The following is a 19,171-nucleotide window of genomic DNA, read 5'->3' on the forward strand; positions in this document are numbered from 1 at the left end:
CCTCCGTCCCCTTTTTTGCGGAGGCATCACTTCCTCGGGTCTAGCCTCGGACGTTTCCCTGTTCGAGGATGTATCCGATGAGCAAGCGCGTGGCCGAAATCGTGGTGGACGCCCTGCAGCAGGCCGGTGTCCGCCGTTGCTACGGCATCGTGGGCGATACGCTCAACCATGTGACCGATGCGATGCATGGCAGTGACATCGCCTGGGTGCACGTACGGCATGAGGAAGTAGCAGCCTTTGCCGCCGGCGCCGATTCGCTGGTCAGCGGCGAGCTGACTGCCTGCGCCGGTTCCTGCGGGCCCGGCAGCCTGCATTTCATCAACGGCGTGTTCGAGAGCAATCGCAACCGTGCGCCGATGGTGCTGATCGCCAGCCAGGTAGTGACCAGCGAGCTGGGCATGGAATTCCCGCAGGAAGTGGACTTCAAGGCGGTGTACGCCAGTTGTTCGGTGTTCTGCGAGCAGGTGCACAGCGCCGAGCAGGCACGGCGCGTGGTCACACTTGCCTGCCAGGCGGCCATCAGCCGCCGCGGTGTGGCCGTGGTGATCCTGCCGGCTGATATCAGCCAGGCCGAGGTGAAGCATGATGTGCCGTTCTCGGTGCACTACACCCAGCCGGTGCTGCGTCCTTCCGACGCCGAACTGCAGCGCATCGCTGAGCTGCTGGGGCAGGGCAAGCGCATCGGTGTCTATGCCGGCGCTGGTTGCCAGGGCGCGCACGCGCAGCTGCTGGAACTGGCCCGACGCCTGCAGGCGCCGGTCGCGCATACCTCGCGTGCCAAGGACTTCGTCGAGCCGGGCAACCCGTACAACATGGGCATGACCGGCATCTTCGGCATCGAATCCGGCTTCCACACACTGATGGCATGCGACACGCTGCTGCTGCTCGGGGCCGACTTCGCCTGGGGCCAGTTCTACCCGGACAAAGCGACGATCATCCAGGTTGATCGTGATGGCAGCCATCTTGGCCGCCGCCACCCGGTAGGCCTGGGCGTGGTCGGCGACATCGCGCCGACACTGGATGCGTTGCTGCCGATGCTGCCGCCGCGCGAGGACAGCGCGTTCCTTGAGGAGTGCATCGAGCGCCGCGACAAGGCATTGAAGAAGCGCGAGCAGGAAGAGCAACCAGGCGAAGGTGAGTTGATTCATCCGCAGCACCTGACTGCATTGCTGTCCAGGCACGCGACGGACGATGCGTTGTTCACTGCTGACGGTGGCTCGCCGATGGTGTGGGTGCTGCGGCATGTCCGGGTCAATGGCAGGCGTCGCACGCTGACCAGTCTGCTGCACGGCACGATGGCCAACGCGATGCCGCAGGCGCTGGGCCTGCAGAAGGCATTCCCGGGACGACAGGTGATCTCGCTGTCCGGCGATGGTGGCCTGTCTATGCTGCTGGGCGATCTGTTGACCGCCGTGCAGGAGAACCTGCCGATCAAGGTGGTGGTGTTCAACAACGGGTCGCTGAATTTCGTCGAGCTGGAGCAGAAGGTGGAAGGCCTGCTGGACAACTACACCGATCTGAAGAACCCCGACTTCGGCCGCCTGGCCGAGGTGATCGGCTTCCACGGCCGCACCGTCACGCGCAGCGAGGAGCTGGAGGAAGCGGTGCTGGACTTCCTGTCCCAGCGCGGTCCCGCACTGCTGGACGTGCACACCAGCCGCGCCGAGCTGGTGATGCCACCGCAGATCGAGGCCAAGCAGGTCGCGGGCACGGCGCTGTATGCGGCCAAGGCGGTGTTGAACGGCCGCTTCGACGATGTGAAGCACCTGCTGGTGGACAATTTCCTGAAGAAGTAGGGGGGCGATGCAGGGCTGCGCCCTGCACCCGCTACAAGCCAGAGCCAGAGCAGAAGCTGGTTTCCTGGGGGATGGCGGGGTGGGGGGGGGGGGGGGGGGGGGGGGGGGGGGGGGGCGGGGGGGGGCGGGGGGCGCGCCCCCCGCGCCCCCCCCCCCCCCCCCCCCCCCCCCCCCCCCCCCCCCCCCACCCCGCCTTCGACAGACTCCTGCGATCTGCAGTAGATCCACGCCATGCGTGGATGAACGAAAGAATGACCGGAATGATCTTCTGTAGAGCCGAGCCATGCTCGGCTCGGAGGCTTCGCGTACGGCAGCCGAGCGTGGGCTAGGAGCTACAACGAGAGCCAGCCTTTGCTTTTGATCTTTTGATTCTCTTCCGTGGCTGGTACGCGCAGGAAACTATCAGGGGCCGGGCGGGTTGGGTTGCGCAGGACCGTTGGCGCCATGGATGGCGCCATCGAGCCCCCAGGGATGGGTTTACGGCGTGTCCTGCGCAGCCCAACCCGCCCGGCCCATTCCGACAAACCCGCTTTCGGCGACCAACCCAGCCACGAGGGGCTCCGCCGTTGGCTGGAACCCATCATTCCACCGTGGAATTGGCGCGCCGGCCCCGCTGGGCCTACCATCGGCGGTCCCCACCCCCACCGCCCCTTCCATGTCCGCTCCCGCTTCCGCCGCACCGCGCCGCTGGTTCGTCGCTGGCGACTTCAATGGCTTCTTCGGCCTGGTCGTCGACAATCTCTCCATCCTCGGCTTCATCGCCATGGCCCTGGTCGGGATCTTCCAGTTCCCCGCCGACGTGGTATTCGGCCGCATGTTCCCCGGCACCGCCTTTGGCGTGCTGGTCGGCAACCTGCTGTACACGCTGATGGCGCGGAGGTTGGCGGCACGCACCGGTCGCGACGACGTCACCGCGATGCCACTGGGCCTGGATGCACCGACCAGCATCGGCATGGCGCTGCTGGTGCTCGGCCCGGCCTTCCTCGCCTTCAAGCAGCAGGGCATGGACCCGCACGCTGCGGGCATCGCCACCTGGCAGCTGGGCATGGCCGCGCTGGTCATCATGGGCGTGCTCAAGTTCGTGCTGTCGTTCTTCGGCGAAGCGGTCACCCGTGCACTGCCGCGTGCCGCGCTGCTGGGCTCCATTGCCGGCATCGCGCTGGTGCTGATGGGCCTGCTGCCTTTGCTGGAAACGCTGCGCTCGCCGCTGGTCGGCTTCACCACGCTGGGCCTGCTGCTGTACGTGCTGATCGCCAAGGGCAAGCTGCCGGTGCGAGGCCCGGGCGTGCTGCTGGCCTTCGTGTTCGGTACCGCGCTGTATTACGGGCTGGGCCTGGCCGGGCTGGGCGCACCGGGCTTCCATGTGCCGGCGTGGGTGCCGCCGCAGGTGGTGCTGCCGCTGCCGACGCTGGGCTTCCTCGACGGCCTGCCCACCGCGATGACCTACCTGCCGTTGCTGCTGCCGTTCGGCCTGCTGATGGTGGTCGGTGGCATCAATGTGTCCGAGAGTGCGCGCGCGGCCGGCGATGACTACCGCACCCGCGACATTCTGCTGGTGGAAGCGGTGGCCACGCTGGTGGCCGGTGTCTGCGGCGGCGTGGCGCAGACCACGCCGTATATCGGCCAACCAGCCTACAAGCACATGGGCGCACGCAGCGGTTATACGCTGCTGACCGGCCTGTTCGTCGGCATCGGCGGCATGCTCGGCATCATCTCCGGGCTGGTGCAATGGCTGCCGCTGGCGGTGCTGGCGCCGATCATCGTGTACGTGGCCATCGACATCACCACGCAGGCGTTCCAGGCCACGCCGCGCCACCACACCGGCGCGATGGTGTTCGGTTTCCTGCCGTCGGTGGCCTATCTGCTGGCGATCAAGGCGCCGGGCTGGATCGCACCGGACCAGCTGCCGCAGCTGCTGACCAAGCTCGACGGCCACGGATTGCCCGAACTGGCGGTGATCTTCACCCTCGGCAACGGCTTCATCATCACCTCGATGCTGTGGATCTCGGCGGTGGCGGCGATGGTGGATGGCCGCCTGCGTCGTGCCTGCGGGTTCCTGCTGGTGGCCGCCGGTCTGACCCTGTTCGGCCTGATCCATTCGGTGGACCCGCGCGGCGGCATCTACCTGCCCTGGGACCTGGAGGGCCTGGCGCGCATCATCAGCTGGCAGTTCGCGGGCGCCTATGTGGCGCTGGCGCTGCTGCTGGGCCTGCTGTCGCTGCAGAAGCAGCCGGTGAAGCCGCTGGGTGACAACCACTGATCCGCGGTAATGCCGGCCAGCGGCCTGCACTACCGGGCTGAATCCAGCTCCGGGTAGTGGCGGAAGATGCCGTTGGTATTGAACGGCAGCCGTCGCTCCGAAGCCAGATAGGCGGCGATGTTCGGCCGCTTCGCCACCCGCTCCTGCAGCGCGCGCAGCAGGGGCAGGGTGGGGCCGAGCGCCTGCATGCGGCGCGGGAACATGTAGTCCAGCCCACTCAGCAGCTGGAACAGCGACAGATCCACGTAGGAATGCTCGCGCAGCGCATGGCGGCCGCCATTGGCCGCCAGTACCTGCTCGAAGTAGCCGAGGTACTTCGGCAATCGCTCGCTGCGCAGCGCCGTCGCGCGCGCCTTGGCCTCGGTCTTCTGCTCCTCGTAATACTTCGACGCGGCGATCGGATGGTGGGTGTCGTGCACTTCCGCCACCAGATCGGCGATGGTCAGCTGCAACTGCAGCGCCTGCATCCGCCGCGAGGCCGCCTGCGGCACCAGGTCCAGCGTCGGGCCGAGAAAATCGAGGATGGCCGAGACCTGTGCAATCACGTGTCGTCTCGCCTTCAGGAACGGCGGCGCGAATGGTTGCGCGCCTTCGCTGCCACCGTCGAGAAACGGCTGCATCACGGCATCGCCATGCACCCGCGCCATGTCGATGTAGTCCGCCCCGGCGTCTTCCAGTGCCAGGCGCACGAATTCGCCACGGCCCTGGATGCCGGTCCAGTAGTACAGCGCGTACTGCATGGCAGCGTCCCCACACGATGAGACGCACAGCCTCGCGCAGGGTGTGCAAAGCAGGCGTGAGCGCGCCGTCCAACCCCAACGCCAGCGGAACGCGCGGGGAACCCGCTGGAATCGAGCGGGTCACACCCTTTCCATGCAGGTGAAAAACGAGGGACTGCATCATGCAGAGTGGAAAGGCGGTATGGCCCTGGGTGCTGGGCGTGGTGGTGATCGGTGGCGCGGGTGGATGGCTGTTCCGCGATCAGTTGAAGAGCCTGGCAGACGGCGTTTCGGTGCCGGTGCAAGCAACGCCTGCCAGCAGTGCAGCGCCGCCGCAACCCGATGCGGGCGCAGCGCCGGCACCAGCAGCGCCTCAGATCAGGCACCCACTGGCGGCCGAGGCGGCGGCTGACCCCGCGCTGCCGAAGCTGGCCGACAGCGATGCGGCTGCCTGGGGGGCGTTGAGCCAATTGTTCCAGGGCGAGGGCGCGCTGACCCTGCTGCTGCGCGATCATCTGATCCAGCGCCTGGTGACCCAGGTCGACAACCTCGACAAGCCCAGCGTACCGCCGACGGCGCTGGCTGCGCGGCCGTTGCCAGGCAGCCTCCAGGTGGAACCTGGCGAGGGCGGCGAGCGCATTGCCGCCGCCAACGCGGCACGCTATGCGCCGTACGTGCAGGCATTCAGCGCGCTCGACCCCGCAGCGACGGCAACGGCCTACAAGCGCTTCTACCCGCTGATCCAGCAGGCCTACGTCGATCTGGGCCGGCCCGAAGGCTATTTCAACGATCGCCTGGTGGCGGTGATCGACCATCTGCTGGATACCCCGGAACTGGCGCAGCCACCGGCGGTACAACGCGATGAACGCGGCCGCTACCGCTTCGTCGATCCCGCCCTGCAGTCGCGCTCGATCGGCCAGAAGGCCCTGCTGCGCATGGACGTGGCGCAGGCGCGGGCGGTGAAGCAGCAGCTGCGGGCCATCCGCAGCGCGATCACGCGTTGAGCCCCCCGCCACGCGGAACTGATCGGGATCAACGCGCTGACCACACCCGCTCCGGCATGCTGGCCGCAGGCTGACTGGCCTGGGGGTGCAGTCGCAGCCACCCTTGAAACCGGGTGGGGCAACCGCATCTTTCCAGCATCGCCGGCGCGGGCCGGCCCTGATGACCGATGAGGATTCGCAATGCGGATGGACAAGCTCACTTCGCGTTTCCAGCAGGCGCTGGCAGACGCACAGTCGCTGGCCGTGGGCCGCGACAACAGCATCATCGAACCGGTTCACCTGTTCACTGCGCTGCTGGACCAGCAGGGCGGCAGCACGCGCCCGCTGCTGGCCCAGGCCGGGGTGAACGTGCCGGTGCTGCGCGAGCGCCTGACCGAGGCGCTGGATGCACTGCCCAAGGTGTCCGGCCAGGCCGGTAATGTTTCGATGGGCAATGACCTGGGCCGGCTGCTGAACCAGACCGACAAGCTGGCCCAGCAGCACGGTGATGCCTTCATCGCCAGCGAGTGGTTCGTGCTCGCCGCGCTGGATGATGGCGGCACGCTGGGCATGGCGCTGCGCGCCGCCGGTGCCGACAAGACCCGCCTGCAGGCCGCGATCGACACGCTGCGTGGCGGCGAGAACGTGCAATCGGAGAACGCCGAGGAGCAGCGGCAGGCGCTGGAGAAATACACCATCGACCTGACCGCGCGCGCCGAAAGCGGCAAGCTCGATCCGGTGATCGGCCGCGATGAAGAGATCCGCCGCACCATCCAGGTGCTGCAGCGCCGGACCAAGAACAACCCGGTGCTGATCGGCGAACCCGGCGTGGGCAAGACCGCGATCGTGGAGGGCCTGGCCCAGCGCATCATCAACGACGAAGTGCCTGAAGGCCTCCGCGGCAAGCGCGTGCTGTCGCTGGACATGGGCGCGCTGATCGCCGGCGCCAAGTTCCGTGGTGAATTCGAGGAGCGCCTGAAGGGCGTGCTCAACGATCTGGCCAAGAGCGAAGGGCAGATCATCCTGTTCATCGACGAGCTGCACACGATGGTCGGTGCCGGCAAGGCCGATGGTGCGATGGACGCGGGCAACATGCTGAAGCCGGCGCTCGCCCGCGGCGAACTGCATTGCGTCGGTGCCACCACGCTGGACGAGTACCGCAAGTACATCGAGAAGGATGCCGCACTGGAACGCCGCTTCCAGAAGGTGTTCGTGGGCGAGCCGTCGGTGGAGGACACCATCGCGATCCTGCGCGGCCTGAAAGAGAAGTACGCGGTGCACCACGGGGTGGAGATCACCGATCCGGCCATCGTCGCCGCAGCCACGCTGTCCAATCGCTACATCACCGACCGTCAGCTGCCGGACAAGGCCATCGACCTGATGGACGAGGCCGCCTCGCGCCTGCGCATGGAGATCGACTCCAAGCCGGAGGAGCTGGACCGGCTGGAACGCCGGGTGATCCAGCTGAAGATCCAGCGCGAGATGCTGAAGAAGGAAAAGGACGAGGCCTCGCGCCAGCGCCTTGCCGACCTGGAGAACGACATCGAGGCGCTGGAGCGCGAGTTCTCCGACCTCAATGAAATCTGGAAGTCGGAGAAGGCCGCGCTGCAGGGCGCAACCAAGATCAAGGAGCAGGTCGAGCAGGCCAAGCTGGAACTGGAAGCCGCGCAGCGTCGCCAGGATTTCGCCCGCATGAGCGAGATTCAATATGGCGTTCTGCCGCAGCTGGAAAAGCAGCTGGCGGCTGCCCAGGAAGTGGAGAACCACGACTTCAAGCTGGTGCAGGACCGGGTGACCGACGAGGAAATCGCCGAGGTCGTTTCGCGCTGGACCGGTATTCCCGTCAACAAGATGCTTGAAGGCGAGCGTGACAAGCTGCTGCGCATGGAAGACGTGCTGCACAACCGCGTGGTCGGCCAGGAAGAGGCGATCAAGGTGGTGTCCGACGCGGTGCGCCGTTCGCGTGCGGGTCTGTCCGATCCGAATCGCCCGGCCGGTTCGTTCCTGTTCCTCGGCCCGACCGGTGTCGGCAAGACCGAGCTGTGCAAGTCGCTCGCCGAATTCCTGTTCGACAGTGCCGACGCAATGATCCGCATCGACATGAGCGAGTTCATGGAGAAGCACAGCGTCGCCCGCCTGATCGGTGCGCCTCCGGGCTATGTCGGTTACGAGGAAGGCGGCTACCTGACCGAGGCGGTGCGTCGTCGCCCGTATTCGCTGATCCTGCTCGATGAGGTGGAGAAGGCACACCCGGATGTGTTCAATATCCTGCTGCAGGTGCTGGACGATGGCCGCCTGACCGATGGCCAGGGCCGCACCGTGGACTTCCGCAACACCGTCATCGTGATGACCTCCAACCTGGGCTCACACCAGATCCAGGACATGAGTGGCGATGACAGCCCGGAGGCCTACACGCAGATGAAGGCGGCGGTGATGGGCGTGGTGCAGGCGCACTTCCGCCCGGAATTCATCAACCGGCTGGACGACATCGTCGTGTTCCACCCGCTGGACAAGCAGCAGATCAAGCAGATCGCACGCATCCAGATGCGTGGGTTGGAAAAGCGCCTGGCCGAGCGGGGCCTGAAGCTGGTGGTGTCCGATGCGGCATTCGATCTGCTCGGCAACGTGGGTTTCGATCCGGTCTACGGCGCGCGTCCGTTGAAGCGGGCGATCCAGGCACAGCTGGAAAACCCGCTGGCGCAGAAGATCCTGTCTGGCGCCTTCGTCAACGGCGACGTCATCGAAGTCGGCAACGACGGCGGTCACCTGGTGTTTGCCAAGGCGTGAATCACGGCGGGGCACTGCCTGGGCGCAGTGCCCCGTTTCCCGCGGGTAGCGCCGGGCCATGCCCGGCGACCCTTCAGAAGCGGTGCGTGTAACCGCTCATCAGCCCGAACTGGTTCGGCTTCTGCACGATCGGGCTGTCGGCGGCATCGCCAAGCAGGCGCGTGCCTTCGGCCGAGATGTACCAGCTGCCGTTGCGGCCCACGCGCTGGCTCCACTTCAGGCCGACGCCGGCACTGACCAGGCCGGCCTTCGGTTTGTGCTCAGCAAAGCCGGTACGCGTGGCCTGCTCCGGGCTGACGCCGTACCAGGTCTGCATGTAGCCGCGGTTGCCGTAGTCGGTGGAGACACTGCCACTGACCACGCCGCCGGCGAGGTCGAACAGCGGCATCATCAGGCTCAGGTGCATCTGCTGCGTGGCCAGGCCGTTGTCGCCCTTGTCTTCATCCTTGCGGGTGAACTGCCAGGTGCCACTCAGCACGGCCTCGCCCAGCGTATATCCAGCCGAGATGCCGACCAGGGGACGGGTATCGATATCACCCATGCCGCGCAGGAAGTCCGAACCACCCAGCAGCGAGTCCTTGTCCTTGCGGATGCCGCTGGCACCGACATACGCCCGCACGCGTGTATGGTCGCCGATGGCGGTGCCCCAGCCGATGCCACTGGTGCCCAGAAACCAGCCCCCCGGCGAGGTGACATCGAAGGACAGCGACGGCGTCGCACGGTACTCCTCGCTGCCGCTGTAGCGCGGCGTTACGCCACCACCGGCGGCGACTTCGAAGGTCCAGTGGTCATCCTTGGCATGGGCGATCGGTGCTGCAAGCAGCGGCAGCAGGGCCAGGCAGAGCAGGGCGGGGGAACGGCGAAGCTGGGACATGGAAACTCTCGGCAATGGGAGGAAAGCAGCACGCGCATCCGGCGGGTGCTGCAGGGTCGCTAGCGTGGCGATGCGCCAGCGACCGATCCGTCCGCAGTTGTGCGGGAGTTGTAAGCAACTGTAATCGCGCCCCGAGGCGTTCAGCTGGCAGCCAGTGGCCAGTGCACTTCCAGGCGTGCGCCACCGAGCGTGGCGCGGCCGATGCGCAGCTCGCCCTGATGTCGCGCAGCAATACGGCCGACGATCGCCAGGCCCAGGCCGAAGCCGCCGGTATCGCGGCTGCGGCTGTCATCAAGGCGGGTGAACGGGCGCACCACTTTTTCGCGGTCGGCCTCGGCGATGCCGGGGCCGTCGTCGTCCACCCGCAGGCAGGCTCGGTCGGCAACACCGACCAGCGACACTTCCACCTGCGCGCGCGCGTGGCGCAGTGCGTTGCCCACCAGATTGCTCAGCGCCAGCTGCAGCAGGCGCGGCTCAGCATCCACCCGTGGCAGCGCGCTGGGCTGCACGCGCAGCACCACGCCAGCGCGTTCGGCATCGCGCTGTGCGTCGGCCAGGCAGGCCTGCAGCCAGTCGTTGGCTTCGATGCGCTGCAGTGGCTCACCTTCGCTGGGGTGTTCCAGCCGCTCGTAGGCCAGCAGCTCGCTGACCAGCCGGTCGAGCTCGGCGAGGTCGCCGTGCAGGCCCTGCGCCAGGCGCGCGCGGCGCGCCGGGTCATCGCTGTCCTGCATCAGGTCCAGGCCGAAGGCCACGCGCGCGATGGGCGTGCGCAGTTCATGCGAGATCGCATGGGTCAGGTCGCGCTGGCGCTGCACCAGTTCGGCCACGCGCGCAGCCATGCGGTTGGAGTGTTCGACGATGACGCGGATCTGCGAGCGCGGTGACACCTGCGCGCGCGCCTGCAGGTCGCCGGCGCCGATGCGGTCGGCATGCACGCGCAGGGCGTCCAGATCGCGCCAGAGCAGGCGCGACCAGGCGTACAGGCACAGTCCGAACAGCGCCAGCATCACCGAGTATGCGACCAGCGTCAGGTACAGCGAGGTGGGAGGTTCACCGGGCAGATGCAGCTGCAGCCAGGGGCCGTCGGGGTGTGCAGGATCCAACGGCGCCCAGACGATCTCGAACTTCTGCCGGGCGATCATCCCGTTGCGTTGCAGCTGCTGCTGTTCTTCCGGTGTGATCGGCGGCGGTGCGGCCAGCAACGCCAACGCGATGCCGTAGTGCGGTTGCCACTGCGCCAACTGGTGTTGCTGTGCGGTTTCGTCCTTGCCCTGCAGCCCTTGACGCAGCGCGTAAAGTTGGCCGCGCACTTGTTCGGCGAAGATCTGTTGCTGGGTGGGGAGATAGATGCGGTTGAAGATCAGGTTGATCAGCAGCAGGGTAATCAGGAAGCTTGCGCCGACCAGCAGCCACAGGCGCAGGAACAGCCGCTTCATGCCGACCAGGCCGCTGGATTGAACTGGTAGCCGCGGCCCCACACGGTCTTGATCCGCCGCGGCTCGCGTGCATCGTCGCCGAGTTTGCGGCGCAGCTTGCCGATGCAGACGTCGACGCTGCGGTCCAGGCCGTCGAAGCCGATGCCACGCACCGCCTGCAGGATCTGGTCGCGCGACAGGATCTGTCCGGGTTGGCTGGCCAGCAGCCACAGGATCTCGAATTCGGTGGTGCCCAGTTCAACGGCGGCGCCGTGCAGATGTACTTCCCGCTGCATGCGGTCGATCAGCAGTTGCCCATGCATCAGCCGACAGGGCGTGCCGGTGTTGCTGCTGCCGTGGCGGCGGCGCAACAGGGCGCGCAGGCGGGCCAGCAGCAGGCGGGGCTCGACCGGCTTGTGCACGAAGTCGTCGGCGCCTGATTCCAGGCCCAGCACCTGCTCGATGTCGTCCTCGCAGGCGGTCAGCATCAGGATCGGCACGTCGGAGAAGCCGCGGATCTGCCGGCACACGTCGATGCCGCCGAGCCCGGGCAGCATCAGGTCCAGCACCACCAGTTCCGGCGCGTGCTGGCGGCAGGCGGCGCCGGCCTGATCGCCCCGGGCGACGTGCTGCACGGAAAAGCCATGCTCGTGCAGGTAGTCGCTGACCAGCTCGGCCAGGCGACGGTCGTCCTCGACCAACAGCACCGATGTGGGCGACGTGCTGGTGGTAGGGGTCCAAGGGGATGGCTGCATGCGTAGGGCCTCCGTGCCCGGGCAGGAGCGCCCGGCGGCGAAGCCTAGCAACGCCCCATGACGGCTGCCTGAATCGCGGCCAACCTGATAACCGCTGGTACGGATGTCATCGCCAGTGGCTTTCAGCGCCGGCCGCCGGCTCGCCTATGGTGGCGGTTTCCCCGGATGGAGCCTGGTGCAATGAGCGACCCGCAGTGGCAACTGGAAACCCTGGCCGTGCACGGCGGCTACCGTCCCGATCCGACCACCCGCGCGGTGGCGGTACCGATCTACCAGACGGTGGCGTATGCCTTCGATGACACCCAGCACGGGGCGGATCTGTTCGACCTGAAGGTGCCGGGCAACATCTACACGCGCATCATGAACCCCACCACCGATGTGCTGGAGCAACGCGTGGCTGCACTGGAAGGTGGCATTGGCGCACTGGCCCTGGCCTCGGGGCAGGCAGCGATCACCTATGCCATCCAGACCATTGCCGAGGCCGGCGACAACATCGTCGCTTCCAGTGCGTTGTACGGTGGCAGCCTGAATCTGCTGGCACACACGTTGCCGCAGTACGGCATCCAGGCGCGTTTTGCCGATCCGGCCGATCCTGCTGCGTTTGCCGCGCTCATCGATGACCGCACCAAGGCGGTGTTCGTCGAATCGATCGGCAACCCGCGCGGCAACGTCACCGACATTGCCGCGATCGCAGAGGTCGCGCATGCGGCAGGGGTGCCGTTGATCGTCGACAACACCGTGGCCACACCATTCCTGCTGCGCCCATTCGAGCACGGTGCCGACATCGTGGTGCATTCGCTCACCAAGTATCTGGGGGGCCACGGCACCAGTCTGGGCGGTGCCATCATCGATTCCGGCCGGTTCGACTGGGCGGCGCAGCCACAGCGCTTCGCCCGCCTCAACCAGCCCGATCCGAGCTACCACGGTGTGGTCTATACCGAAGCACTGGGCGCGGCTGCCTACATCGGTCGTGCGCGAGTGGTACCGCTGCGCAACACCGGTGCAGCGCTGTCGCCGTTCAATGCGTTCCTGATCCTGCAGGGCATCGAGACCCTGGCCCTGCGCATGGAGCGGATCAACGCCAATGCGCTGGCGGTCGCGCAGTTCCTGAAGGCACACGCGAAGGTGGCATGGGTGCGTTACGCGGGTCTGGCCGATGATCCCGAGCACGCGGGCGCGCAGCGCTACCTCGGTGGGCACGGCTCGGGGGTGCTGACTTTCGGCCTGCCCGGTGGCCGCGAGGCCGGCGCACGCTTCCTCGACGCGCTGCAGCTGTTCACCCGCCTGGTGAACCTGGGCGACGCCAAGTCGCTGGCCACCCATCCAGCGTCGACCACCCATCGCCAGCTGGACGCCGCCGAGCTGGCCAGGGCGGGGGTGAGCGAGGACACCGTACGGTTGTCGATCGGCATCGAGCACATCGGCGACCTGCGCGTGGACCTGGAGCAGGCCTTGGCCGCTGCCTGACAGGTGTGGCATCGAGCAGGATCGGTCACGCACCCCGCCATCCGATCAGGCACGATCGCAGCCATGTCCTTGAAGGGAGATGGTCATGAATCGGCTTGCGGGACTGCGCCAGGCGCAGGGAATCGAACGGGTCATCGACCACCTGCAGGGCTGCCTGCGCGCACAGCAGACGCTTCCGGACGTGGCGGCGCTGGCGTCGATCGCGCATCAGTCGCCGTACCATTTCCAGCGGCTGTACCGGGCGCTGACCGGTGAGAGCCCGGGCCAGACGCTGGATCGCCTGCGCCTGCTCAGTGCGCTGCAGGCACTGCAGCAGCCCGGGGCCAGCATCACCGATGCAGCGCTGGCGGCCGGCTACGAAAGCGCGCAGGCGCTGGCGCGGCGCTGCCGGCAGCGACTGGCGGCCACCCCCCGCACCCTGCGCGCAGATGCAGGACTGCGGCAACACTGGCAGCGGGTGCTGGCGCAGCCACCGGCCGACGACAATGAGGACAAGGCCACGCCGCTGAAGGTGGAAGTCCGGGCCCTGCAGCCGTTCGAGGTGGTGCTGCTGCGTGCACAGGGGGCGTTCGGTGATCTCGATGCCAGCTTCGGGCGCCTGTTCGAATGGGCGCAGACGCAGGGCCTGGCCAACGACCTGCTGCATCTGGTGGGCATCGCCATTGATGACCATCGTGACGTGCCGGCGCGCGCGCACCGCTTCGATTGCGGCATCGGATTCGCCACGGCGCTGCCATCGCTGCCGTCACCCCTGCGGCGGCAGGCGCTCGGTGCCGGCCCGCACGCCGTGGTCCGCCACGTGGGCCCTTACGAACAGCTGCAGGTGGTGAGTGATGTGCTGATGCGTGATTGGTGGCCCGGCAGTGGCCATGCACTGGCCGAGGCGCCGCTCTACTTCCATTTCCTCGACGATCCCGAACAGGTTCCGGCCGAACGCCTGCGTGCCGACGTCTGCCTGCCGCTGGCTGGCTGATAGCGCCTGGCTTGGTCGTCATCGCTACAGGCGATCACCACCGGCCGCACGATGCGCTAGGGTGGAAGTGCGTCTCCAAGGCGTGGCAACGTGGCGTTACCGATCCCCGGTCGATGCGGGTCGACCGGGGATTTTTATGGTTTCGGGGTCAGATCCGTTTTCCTGCGGGAAACAGATCTGACCTCATGCACTGATGGGCGCCATCAAACCTGGTAGATCCACGCCATGCGTGGATGGCTCACCATCGGAATCGAATATTCCGATAGTCCATCGAACAGCATCCACGCATGGCGTGGATCTACTGCAGATCGCAGAAATCCGTCGAAGGCGGGGTGGGTCCGGTTGCGGGAGTGTCCGCGGCATGGATGCCGCGGCCAAGCCCCCATGGGTGAGGGCGCTTTGCTTGCGAAGCACTGCTTCGCAAGCGCCCGAACGCACTGCCGCCAGCGGCTGGGCCGGACCGCGCAGCGGGGTTTACGGCGTCTCCCGCAACCGGACCCACCCCGCCATCCCACGGAATGCCAGCTTCTGCCGTTGCTGTTGCTGTTGAGGTTGAGGTTGCCGGCCAGCGGCCGGCACTACCGTGGGTGCAGGGCTGCAAGCCCTGCCGCATAACCCTCACACCACCGGAATGCTGTGCTGCCCCAGGTTCCGGTACGGTGGTGTGGACATGATCATTTCCGCCAGCGAGTAGGCCAGTTCGCGCTCAGCCATCACCGTGCCATCGGCACCATGTTCCAGCAGATGCTTCACTTCGGCATCGCTGTGCGCCCGCGCCAGCAGGGTCAGGTTGGGGTTGAGCGCGCGCAGCTTGGCCAGCGTCTCGCCGGCCTCCAACGGCTGTGGGATCGCCAGCACCGCGATCTTCGCGCGCTCGGGATGGGCCTCGGCCAGTACCTTGTCCGAAGCCGCGCTGCCGCGGATGCCGGGCAGTCCCGCGGCATGTGCTTCGGCCACGTGTTCCTTGTTGTCGTCGATGATCATCACCGGCACGCCACGGTCACGCAGTACCTGTGCCAGTGCGCTGCCGACGCGGCCGTAGCCGATGACGATGGCGTGGTCGTGCAGGTCCAGCGAGGGGCCTGGCGGCAGTTCCGTCTCGACCGCCGCCGGCGCGGTTTCCTTGTTCTTCAGCAGCCAGCGGTCGAGCAGGCCGAACACCAGCGGGTTGAGCATGATCGAGATCAGCGCACCGGCCAGCACCAGCGCCTGGCCGGTGGGCGGCAGGATCTTCAGGGTCACGCCAAGCCCGGCGATGATGAAGGCGAACTCACCGATCTGCGCCAGGCTGGCCGAGATGGTCAGCGCGGTGCCGGTAGGGTGGCCGAACGCGCGCACGATGAAGAACGCGGCGGCCGACTTGCCGAACATGATGATGGCCGCCGTGGCCAGCACCTGCCATGGGTGCTCGATCAGGATGCTCGGGTTGAACAGCATGCCCACCGAGACGAAGAACAGCACGGCGAATGCATCACGCAGCGGCAGTGAATCGCTGGCCGCCTTGTGGCTGAGTTCGGATTCATTGAGCAGCATGCCGGCGAAGAACGCGCCCAGTGCGAACGATACGCCGAACAGCATGGCCGAACCGAACGCCACGCCGAGCGCGATCGCCAGCACCGACAGCGTGAACAGCTCGCGCGAACCGGTACCGGCAATGCGTTCCAGGATCCATGGGATGACCCGGCGGCCGACCACCAGCATCACCGCCACGAACAGGCCCAGCTGCACGAAGGTCCAGCCGATGCTGGCCAGCACGCTGCCGATGGTGTGCTGTTCATTGGCCGCGTCCGGCCCGAACACGCCGGCCATCACCGGCATCATCACCAGTGCCAGCACGCAGGCCAGGTCTTCGACGATCAGCCAGCCGACGGCGATCTTGCCGCGCTGGGTTTCCAGCAGGCGCCGCTCTTCCATCGCGCGCAGCAGCACCACGGTACTGGCGGTGGCCAGCGCGAAGCCGAACACGATGCCGTGGATGACCGGCCAGCCCATCAACGCGGCCAGGCCCCAACCGAGCAGGGTGGCGACCAGGATCTGGCCGATGGCACCGGGGATGGCGATGGCTTTGACCGCCATCAGGTCCTTCAGCGAGAAGTGCAGGCCGACGCCGAACATCAGCAGCATCACGCCCAGTTCGGCCAGTTGGTTGGCCAGCGCCTGGTCGGCGACGAAGCCGGGGGTGAACGGTCCTACGCAGATGCCAGCAACCAGGTAACCGACCAGCGGAGACAAACGCAGCTTGTTGGCCAGCGCGCCGAAGATGAAGGCGAGCCCGAGGCCAACGGCAACGATGTTGATCAGGTCGGTGTCATGGTGCATCGGCTCTCGCAGGAAAACGGGGGGATGTCCCGATTTTCACCTAAGCGGCCTGATGCAGCAAACCCAGTGGGTGGAATGGAAGGTTGCGACGTGCAAGGAGCAGCGGGTAGTTCCTCTCCCGCAGGAGAGGAATCTGGCCCCGGAAGAAGCCGCCGGGCATCGCCCGGCGCTACCGATGTCGCTTACCAGGTGTACCTGATCCGCCCATACACATACGCGCCGTTGAAGCCGAACGGCGAGTAGTTGCTGTACGGCAGCATGCCGAAGGTGGAGTTCTGCAGGTCTTCGGTGCGGTCCGGGTACTTGTCCAGCAGGTTGTCCGCACCCACGGTCAGGGTCCAGTTGCTGCTCGGCTTGTAGCTGGCCGAGGCATCCACTACCCAGGCATCGCCATAGGTCTGGTCGCGCGCGGCGGTGGCCGAGTTGCGCACGGTGAACTTGCCGTAGCGGGTCGCGGCCAGGCCCAGTTCCCAGTGATCCGAACGCCAGGTGCCGCTCAGGATCGCCTTGTCGCGCGGGTAGCTGTCTTCGATGCGGCCGATTTCATCGCGGCCGATCAGCGACTGGTTCAGGCCCAGCGTGCCGAATACCGCCGGTGTGGCGCCGACGCGACGCACCTCGGTGTCGTTCAGGCTGTAGGCCGCGGTCAGTTCCAGGCTGCTGGCGCTGAACGGCACGGTGTAGCTGGAGACGAAATCGACACCACGGGTGCGCGTATCCAGGCCGTTGGTGAAGTACGAGAACGCCGTCACCTGCGGCAGGCCCAGGCCGGCCAACAGGGCACTGCTGGCCGCGTTGGTGGTGATGCTCGACGACAGCGCGATGCGGTCATCGATGTCGATCTGGTACGCATCGACGGTGATGTACAGGCGGTCGACCGGCTGCAGCACCAGGCCCACGCTGTAGGAGGTGGAGGTCTCGGCCTTCAGCGGCGAGGCGCCCAGCGCCTGCGCGGCCTGGCTGGTGGTCGGGAAGGTGCCGCGTTCGACGAACACGCCGTTGGTGAACTGGCTGGTCACCGCCTGGTAACCCTGCTGGGCCAGCGACGGTGCACGGAAGCCGCTGGACGCGGTTGCCCGCAGTGCGACCTTGTCGGTGAACGCATAGCGCGCCGACAGCTTGCCGGAGAAGCGGTCACCGAAGTCCGAGTAGTCTTCGTAGCGGCCGGTGATGCCAGCCGAGAACTTCTCGGTCAGATCCGCTTCCAGGCCCGCATAGACCGCGTAGTTGTGGCGGTCGGCATGCACTTCATTGGTCGGGGTGAAGCCGCCGAAGCCCTGCGCGCCGCTGCCGGTGTACGAGTTCAGCTCGCCCGGGTTCTGGTCCCACTTCTCCTTGCGGTATTCGCCACCGAAGGACAGCGTGACCGGGTAGGCCAGGCCCCAGTCCAACGACTTGGTCAGGTCGGCGTTGAAGATGTCCTGCTGGTACTTCAGCGTGCCGTCGTAGAACGAGCGCGGACTGGTGGCGCCCAGGCTGTAGTTGATGCTGTTGCGGGTGTGGAAGTCCAGGGTGTTCTCGCCGTGGTTCAGGCTCAGGTCCCAGGTCCAGCCGTTGTCGGTGCTGCCCTTGACCCCGGCTACCAGTGAACGGTCCTTGGAGTACTGGTTGATCTCCGGCACGAAGCCGTCCGGGTAGGTCTGCGCCAGCAGCGCGGTCTGCCCATTGTGGTTGCGCGACCGGTAGAACGCGAAGGAGGTGATGTCGCGGTTGCTGAGCAGCGCACTGGCATAGCCGGTCACACGGTCGCTGAAGTCGAAGCTGGCATTGACCGAGGCCGCGGTAGCGTCCACGCGCGGGTCGCCGACGATGAAGGTGGTCTGGCCGATGCTCGGGAAGTTGCCGGTGTTCGGGGTGGTGCCACGGTAAGGGCCGGCACGGTTGCTCTCGTCCTGTTGGCTGATCTGGCCGGCCACGTGCACGCGGCCCCGGCCATTGCCGAACTCGATACCGGTATCGCCGGACAGCTGGTACTTGTTGCCGTCGCCGGCCGAGTACTGGCCGTAATCCACGGCCAGACTGCCGCCACTGCCGCTGCCCTTGAGCACGATGTTGATCACGCCGGCGATGGCGTCCGAGCCGTACTGTGCCGACGCACCGTCACGCAGCACTTCCACGCGCTCGATGGCGGCGATCGGAATGGCATTGATGTCCACCGCCGATGAGCCACGCCCGATGCTGCCGTTGACGTTGATCATCGCCGAGGTGTGGCGGCGCTTGCCGTTGACCAGCACCAGCACCTGGTCCGGCGACAGGCCACGCAGCTGTGCCGGGCGCACGCCGCTGGTGCCGTCGGTCAGCGCCGGGCGCGGGAAGTTCAGCGAGGGCAGGGCGCGTGACAACGCGGTGGCCAGCTCGCTGGTGCCGGTGGACTGCAGGGCTTCGGGGGTGATGATGTCGATCGGCGACTGCGATTCGGCGACCGTGCGGTCGGCCACGCGGGTACCGGTGACGATCACCGTGTCCAGGGTATTGGCGGCGGTGCCGGTCTGCTGGGCAGTGGCGACGAACGGAGAGCCACCGAGTGCGACGGCGATGGCGGCGGCGATCAGGCGGGTCTTGCGGGTCATCGGGATGAGGCTCCGGTTGGCGGGGGTGGCACCGGAATCGACATCACGGGCGTGAGGCGGACGGCGGTTGTTGCGGTGCGCAATACAGGAATTAACGGGATATTCAGTGCCTGTCAAATGCCGGTCATCAGAAAAAACGTTGCAGCAGCAACCATTTAGCCTGGATCGGCACTTGCGGGGAGGGGGCCCGGGACGCGCGCGGACAGGACGTGGGAGAGAGGAACGCCGGCCGCTGCGCATCCCGGGGCGCGTC

At 66.8% G+C, this 19,171-nt stretch carries 12 protein-coding genes; 6 read left to right on the forward strand and 6 right to left on the reverse strand.

Going from position 1 to position 19,171, the window contains the following annotated elements; all coding sequences use genetic code 11:
• Positions 1–77: 77 nt before the first annotated feature.
• Positions 78–1,796, forward strand: a complete 1,719-nt coding sequence (locus ABH900_RS07475) for a thiamine pyrophosphate-dependent enzyme (protein WP_429622250.1) — start codon at positions 78–80, stop codon at positions 1,794–1,796.
• 655 nt (positions 1,797–2,451) lie between these two features.
• On the forward strand, positions 2,452–4,056 hold the full coding sequence (locus ABH900_RS07480; RefSeq protein ID WP_429622251.1) for a hypothetical protein: 1,605 nt from the start codon (positions 2,452–2,454) through the stop codon (positions 4,054–4,056).
• A gap of 29 nt (positions 4,057–4,085) precedes the next feature.
• On the opposite strand, the gene ABH900_RS07485 is transcribed toward ABH900_RS07480, so the two are convergent.
• Positions 4,086–4,796, reverse strand: coding sequence for a glutathione S-transferase (locus ABH900_RS07485; RefSeq protein WP_429622252.1), 711 nt, complete (start codon positions 4,794–4,796; stop codon positions 4,086–4,088).
• A gap of 161 nt (positions 4,797–4,957) precedes the next feature.
• On the opposite strand from ABH900_RS07485, the gene ABH900_RS07490 reads away from it, so the two are divergent.
• Together ABH900_RS07490 and clpB are read left to right on the forward strand one after the other, a co-directional pair.
• On the forward strand, positions 4,958–5,779 hold the full coding sequence (locus ABH900_RS07490; RefSeq protein ID WP_429622253.1) for a DUF3014 domain-containing protein: 822 nt from the start codon (positions 4,958–4,960) through the stop codon (positions 5,777–5,779).
• Positions 5,780–5,959: 180 nt separating this feature from the next.
• Complete coding sequence (gene clpB / locus ABH900_RS07495; protein ID WP_429622254.1) at positions 5,960–8,545, forward strand: ATP-dependent chaperone ClpB; 2,586 nt, start codon at positions 5,960–5,962, stop codon at positions 8,543–8,545.
• A 73-nt stretch (positions 8,546–8,618) separates the two neighbouring features.
• Here the strand turns inward: clpB and ABH900_RS07500 are convergent, their stop codons facing one another.
• The 3 genes from ABH900_RS07500 to ABH900_RS07510 all read right to left on the reverse strand — a co-directional run bounded on the left by ABH900_RS07500 (position 8,619) and on the right by ABH900_RS07510 (position 11,589).
• Positions 8,619–9,419 (reverse strand): MipA/OmpV family protein, encoded by an 801-nt coding sequence (locus tag ABH900_RS07500; RefSeq protein WP_429622255.1) that lies wholly within the window; start codon positions 9,417–9,419, stop codon positions 8,619–8,621.
• A 140-nt stretch (positions 9,420–9,559) separates the two neighbouring features.
• Positions 9,560–10,855 (reverse strand): ATP-binding protein, encoded by a 1,296-nt coding sequence (locus ABH900_RS07505; RefSeq protein WP_429622256.1) that lies wholly within the window; start codon positions 10,853–10,855, stop codon positions 9,560–9,562.
• Entirely contained in the window at positions 10,852–11,589 is a 738-nt protein-coding gene (locus ABH900_RS07510; protein WP_429622257.1) for a winged helix-turn-helix domain-containing protein, read from the reverse strand. Before ABH900_RS07510 ends, ABH900_RS07505 begins: the two co-directional genes overlap by 4 nt.
• Positions 11,590–11,769: 180 nt before the next feature.
• Here ABH900_RS07510 and ABH900_RS07515 point away from each other — a divergent pair, with 180 nt between their 5' ends.
• Together ABH900_RS07515 and ABH900_RS07520 are read left to right on the forward strand one after the other, a co-directional pair.
• Positions 11,770–13,056 carry an O-acetylhomoserine aminocarboxypropyltransferase/cysteine synthase family protein gene (locus tag ABH900_RS07515; protein ID WP_429622258.1) on the forward strand — a complete coding sequence of 429 codons (1,287 nt, stop codon included), beginning with the start codon at positions 11,770–11,772 and terminating at the stop codon, positions 13,054–13,056.
• An 85-nt stretch (positions 13,057–13,141) separates the two neighbouring features.
• Positions 13,142–14,029 (forward strand): AraC family transcriptional regulator, encoded by an 888-nt coding sequence (locus ABH900_RS07520; protein ID WP_429622260.1) that lies wholly within the window; start codon positions 13,142–13,144, stop codon positions 14,027–14,029.
• A gap of 618 nt (positions 14,030–14,647) precedes the next feature.
• On the opposite strand, the gene ybaL is transcribed toward ABH900_RS07520, so the two are convergent.
• A complete protein-coding gene (gene ybaL / locus ABH900_RS07525; RefSeq protein ID WP_429622261.1) occupies positions 14,648–16,348 on the reverse strand; it encodes a YbaL family putative K(+) efflux transporter in 1,701 nt (566 codons plus the stop codon).
• 182 nt (positions 16,349–16,530) lie between these two features.
• The gene (locus tag ABH900_RS07530; protein WP_429622262.1) at positions 16,531–18,918 is read right to left on the reverse strand and encodes a TonB-dependent receptor plug domain-containing protein; all 2,388 of its coding nucleotides are present in this window, start codon (positions 18,916–18,918) and stop codon (positions 16,531–16,533) included.
• Between the last annotated feature and the right edge of the window lie 253 nt (positions 18,919–19,171).

The sequence above is a fragment of the Stenotrophomonas sp. AN71 genome, from assembly GCF_050435725.1.
In the GTDB taxonomy this organism is placed as follows: domain Bacteria; phylum Pseudomonadota; class Gammaproteobacteria; order Xanthomonadales; family Xanthomonadaceae; genus Stenotrophomonas.

What these genes read in the sequence shown, in the direction of transcription:
- ABH900_RS07475 (WP_429622250.1), top strand. Translation starts at nt 78, where the DNA reads ATGAGCAAGCGCGTGGCCGAAATCGTGGTGGACGCCCTGCAGCAGGCC.
- ABH900_RS07480 (WP_429622251.1), top strand. Translation starts at nt 2,452, where the DNA reads ATGTCCGCTCCCGCTTCCGCCGCACCGCGCCGCTGGTTCGTCGCTGGC.
- ABH900_RS07485 (WP_429622252.1), bottom strand. Translation starts at nt 4,796, where the DNA reads ATGCAGTACGCGCTGTACTACTGGACCGGCATCCAGGGCCGTGGCGAA.
- ABH900_RS07490 (WP_429622253.1), top strand. Translation starts at nt 4,958, where the DNA reads ATGCAGAGTGGAAAGGCGGTATGGCCCTGGGTGCTGGGCGTGGTGGTG.
- clpB (WP_429622254.1), top strand. Translation starts at nt 5,960, where the DNA reads ATGCGGATGGACAAGCTCACTTCGCGTTTCCAGCAGGCGCTGGCAGAC.
- ABH900_RS07500 (WP_429622255.1), bottom strand. Translation starts at nt 9,419, where the DNA reads ATGTCCCAGCTTCGCCGTTCCCCCGCCCTGCTCTGCCTGGCCCTGCTG.
- ABH900_RS07505 (WP_429622256.1), bottom strand. Translation starts at nt 10,855, where the DNA reads ATGAAGCGGCTGTTCCTGCGCCTGTGGCTGCTGGTCGGCGCAAGCTTC.
- ABH900_RS07510 (WP_429622257.1), bottom strand. Translation starts at nt 11,589, where the DNA reads ATGCAGCCATCCCCTTGGACCCCTACCACCAGCACGTCGCCCACATCG.
- ABH900_RS07515 (WP_429622258.1), top strand. Translation starts at nt 11,770, where the DNA reads ATGAGCGACCCGCAGTGGCAACTGGAAACCCTGGCCGTGCACGGCGGC.
- ABH900_RS07520 (WP_429622260.1), top strand. Translation starts at nt 13,142, where the DNA reads ATGAATCGGCTTGCGGGACTGCGCCAGGCGCAGGGAATCGAACGGGTC.
- ybaL (WP_429622261.1), bottom strand. Translation starts at nt 16,348, where the DNA reads ATGCACCATGACACCGACCTGATCAACATCGTTGCCGTTGGCCTCGGG.
- ABH900_RS07530 (WP_429622262.1), bottom strand. Translation starts at nt 18,918, where the DNA reads ATGACCCGCAAGACCCGCCTGATCGCCGCCGCCATCGCCGTCGCACTC.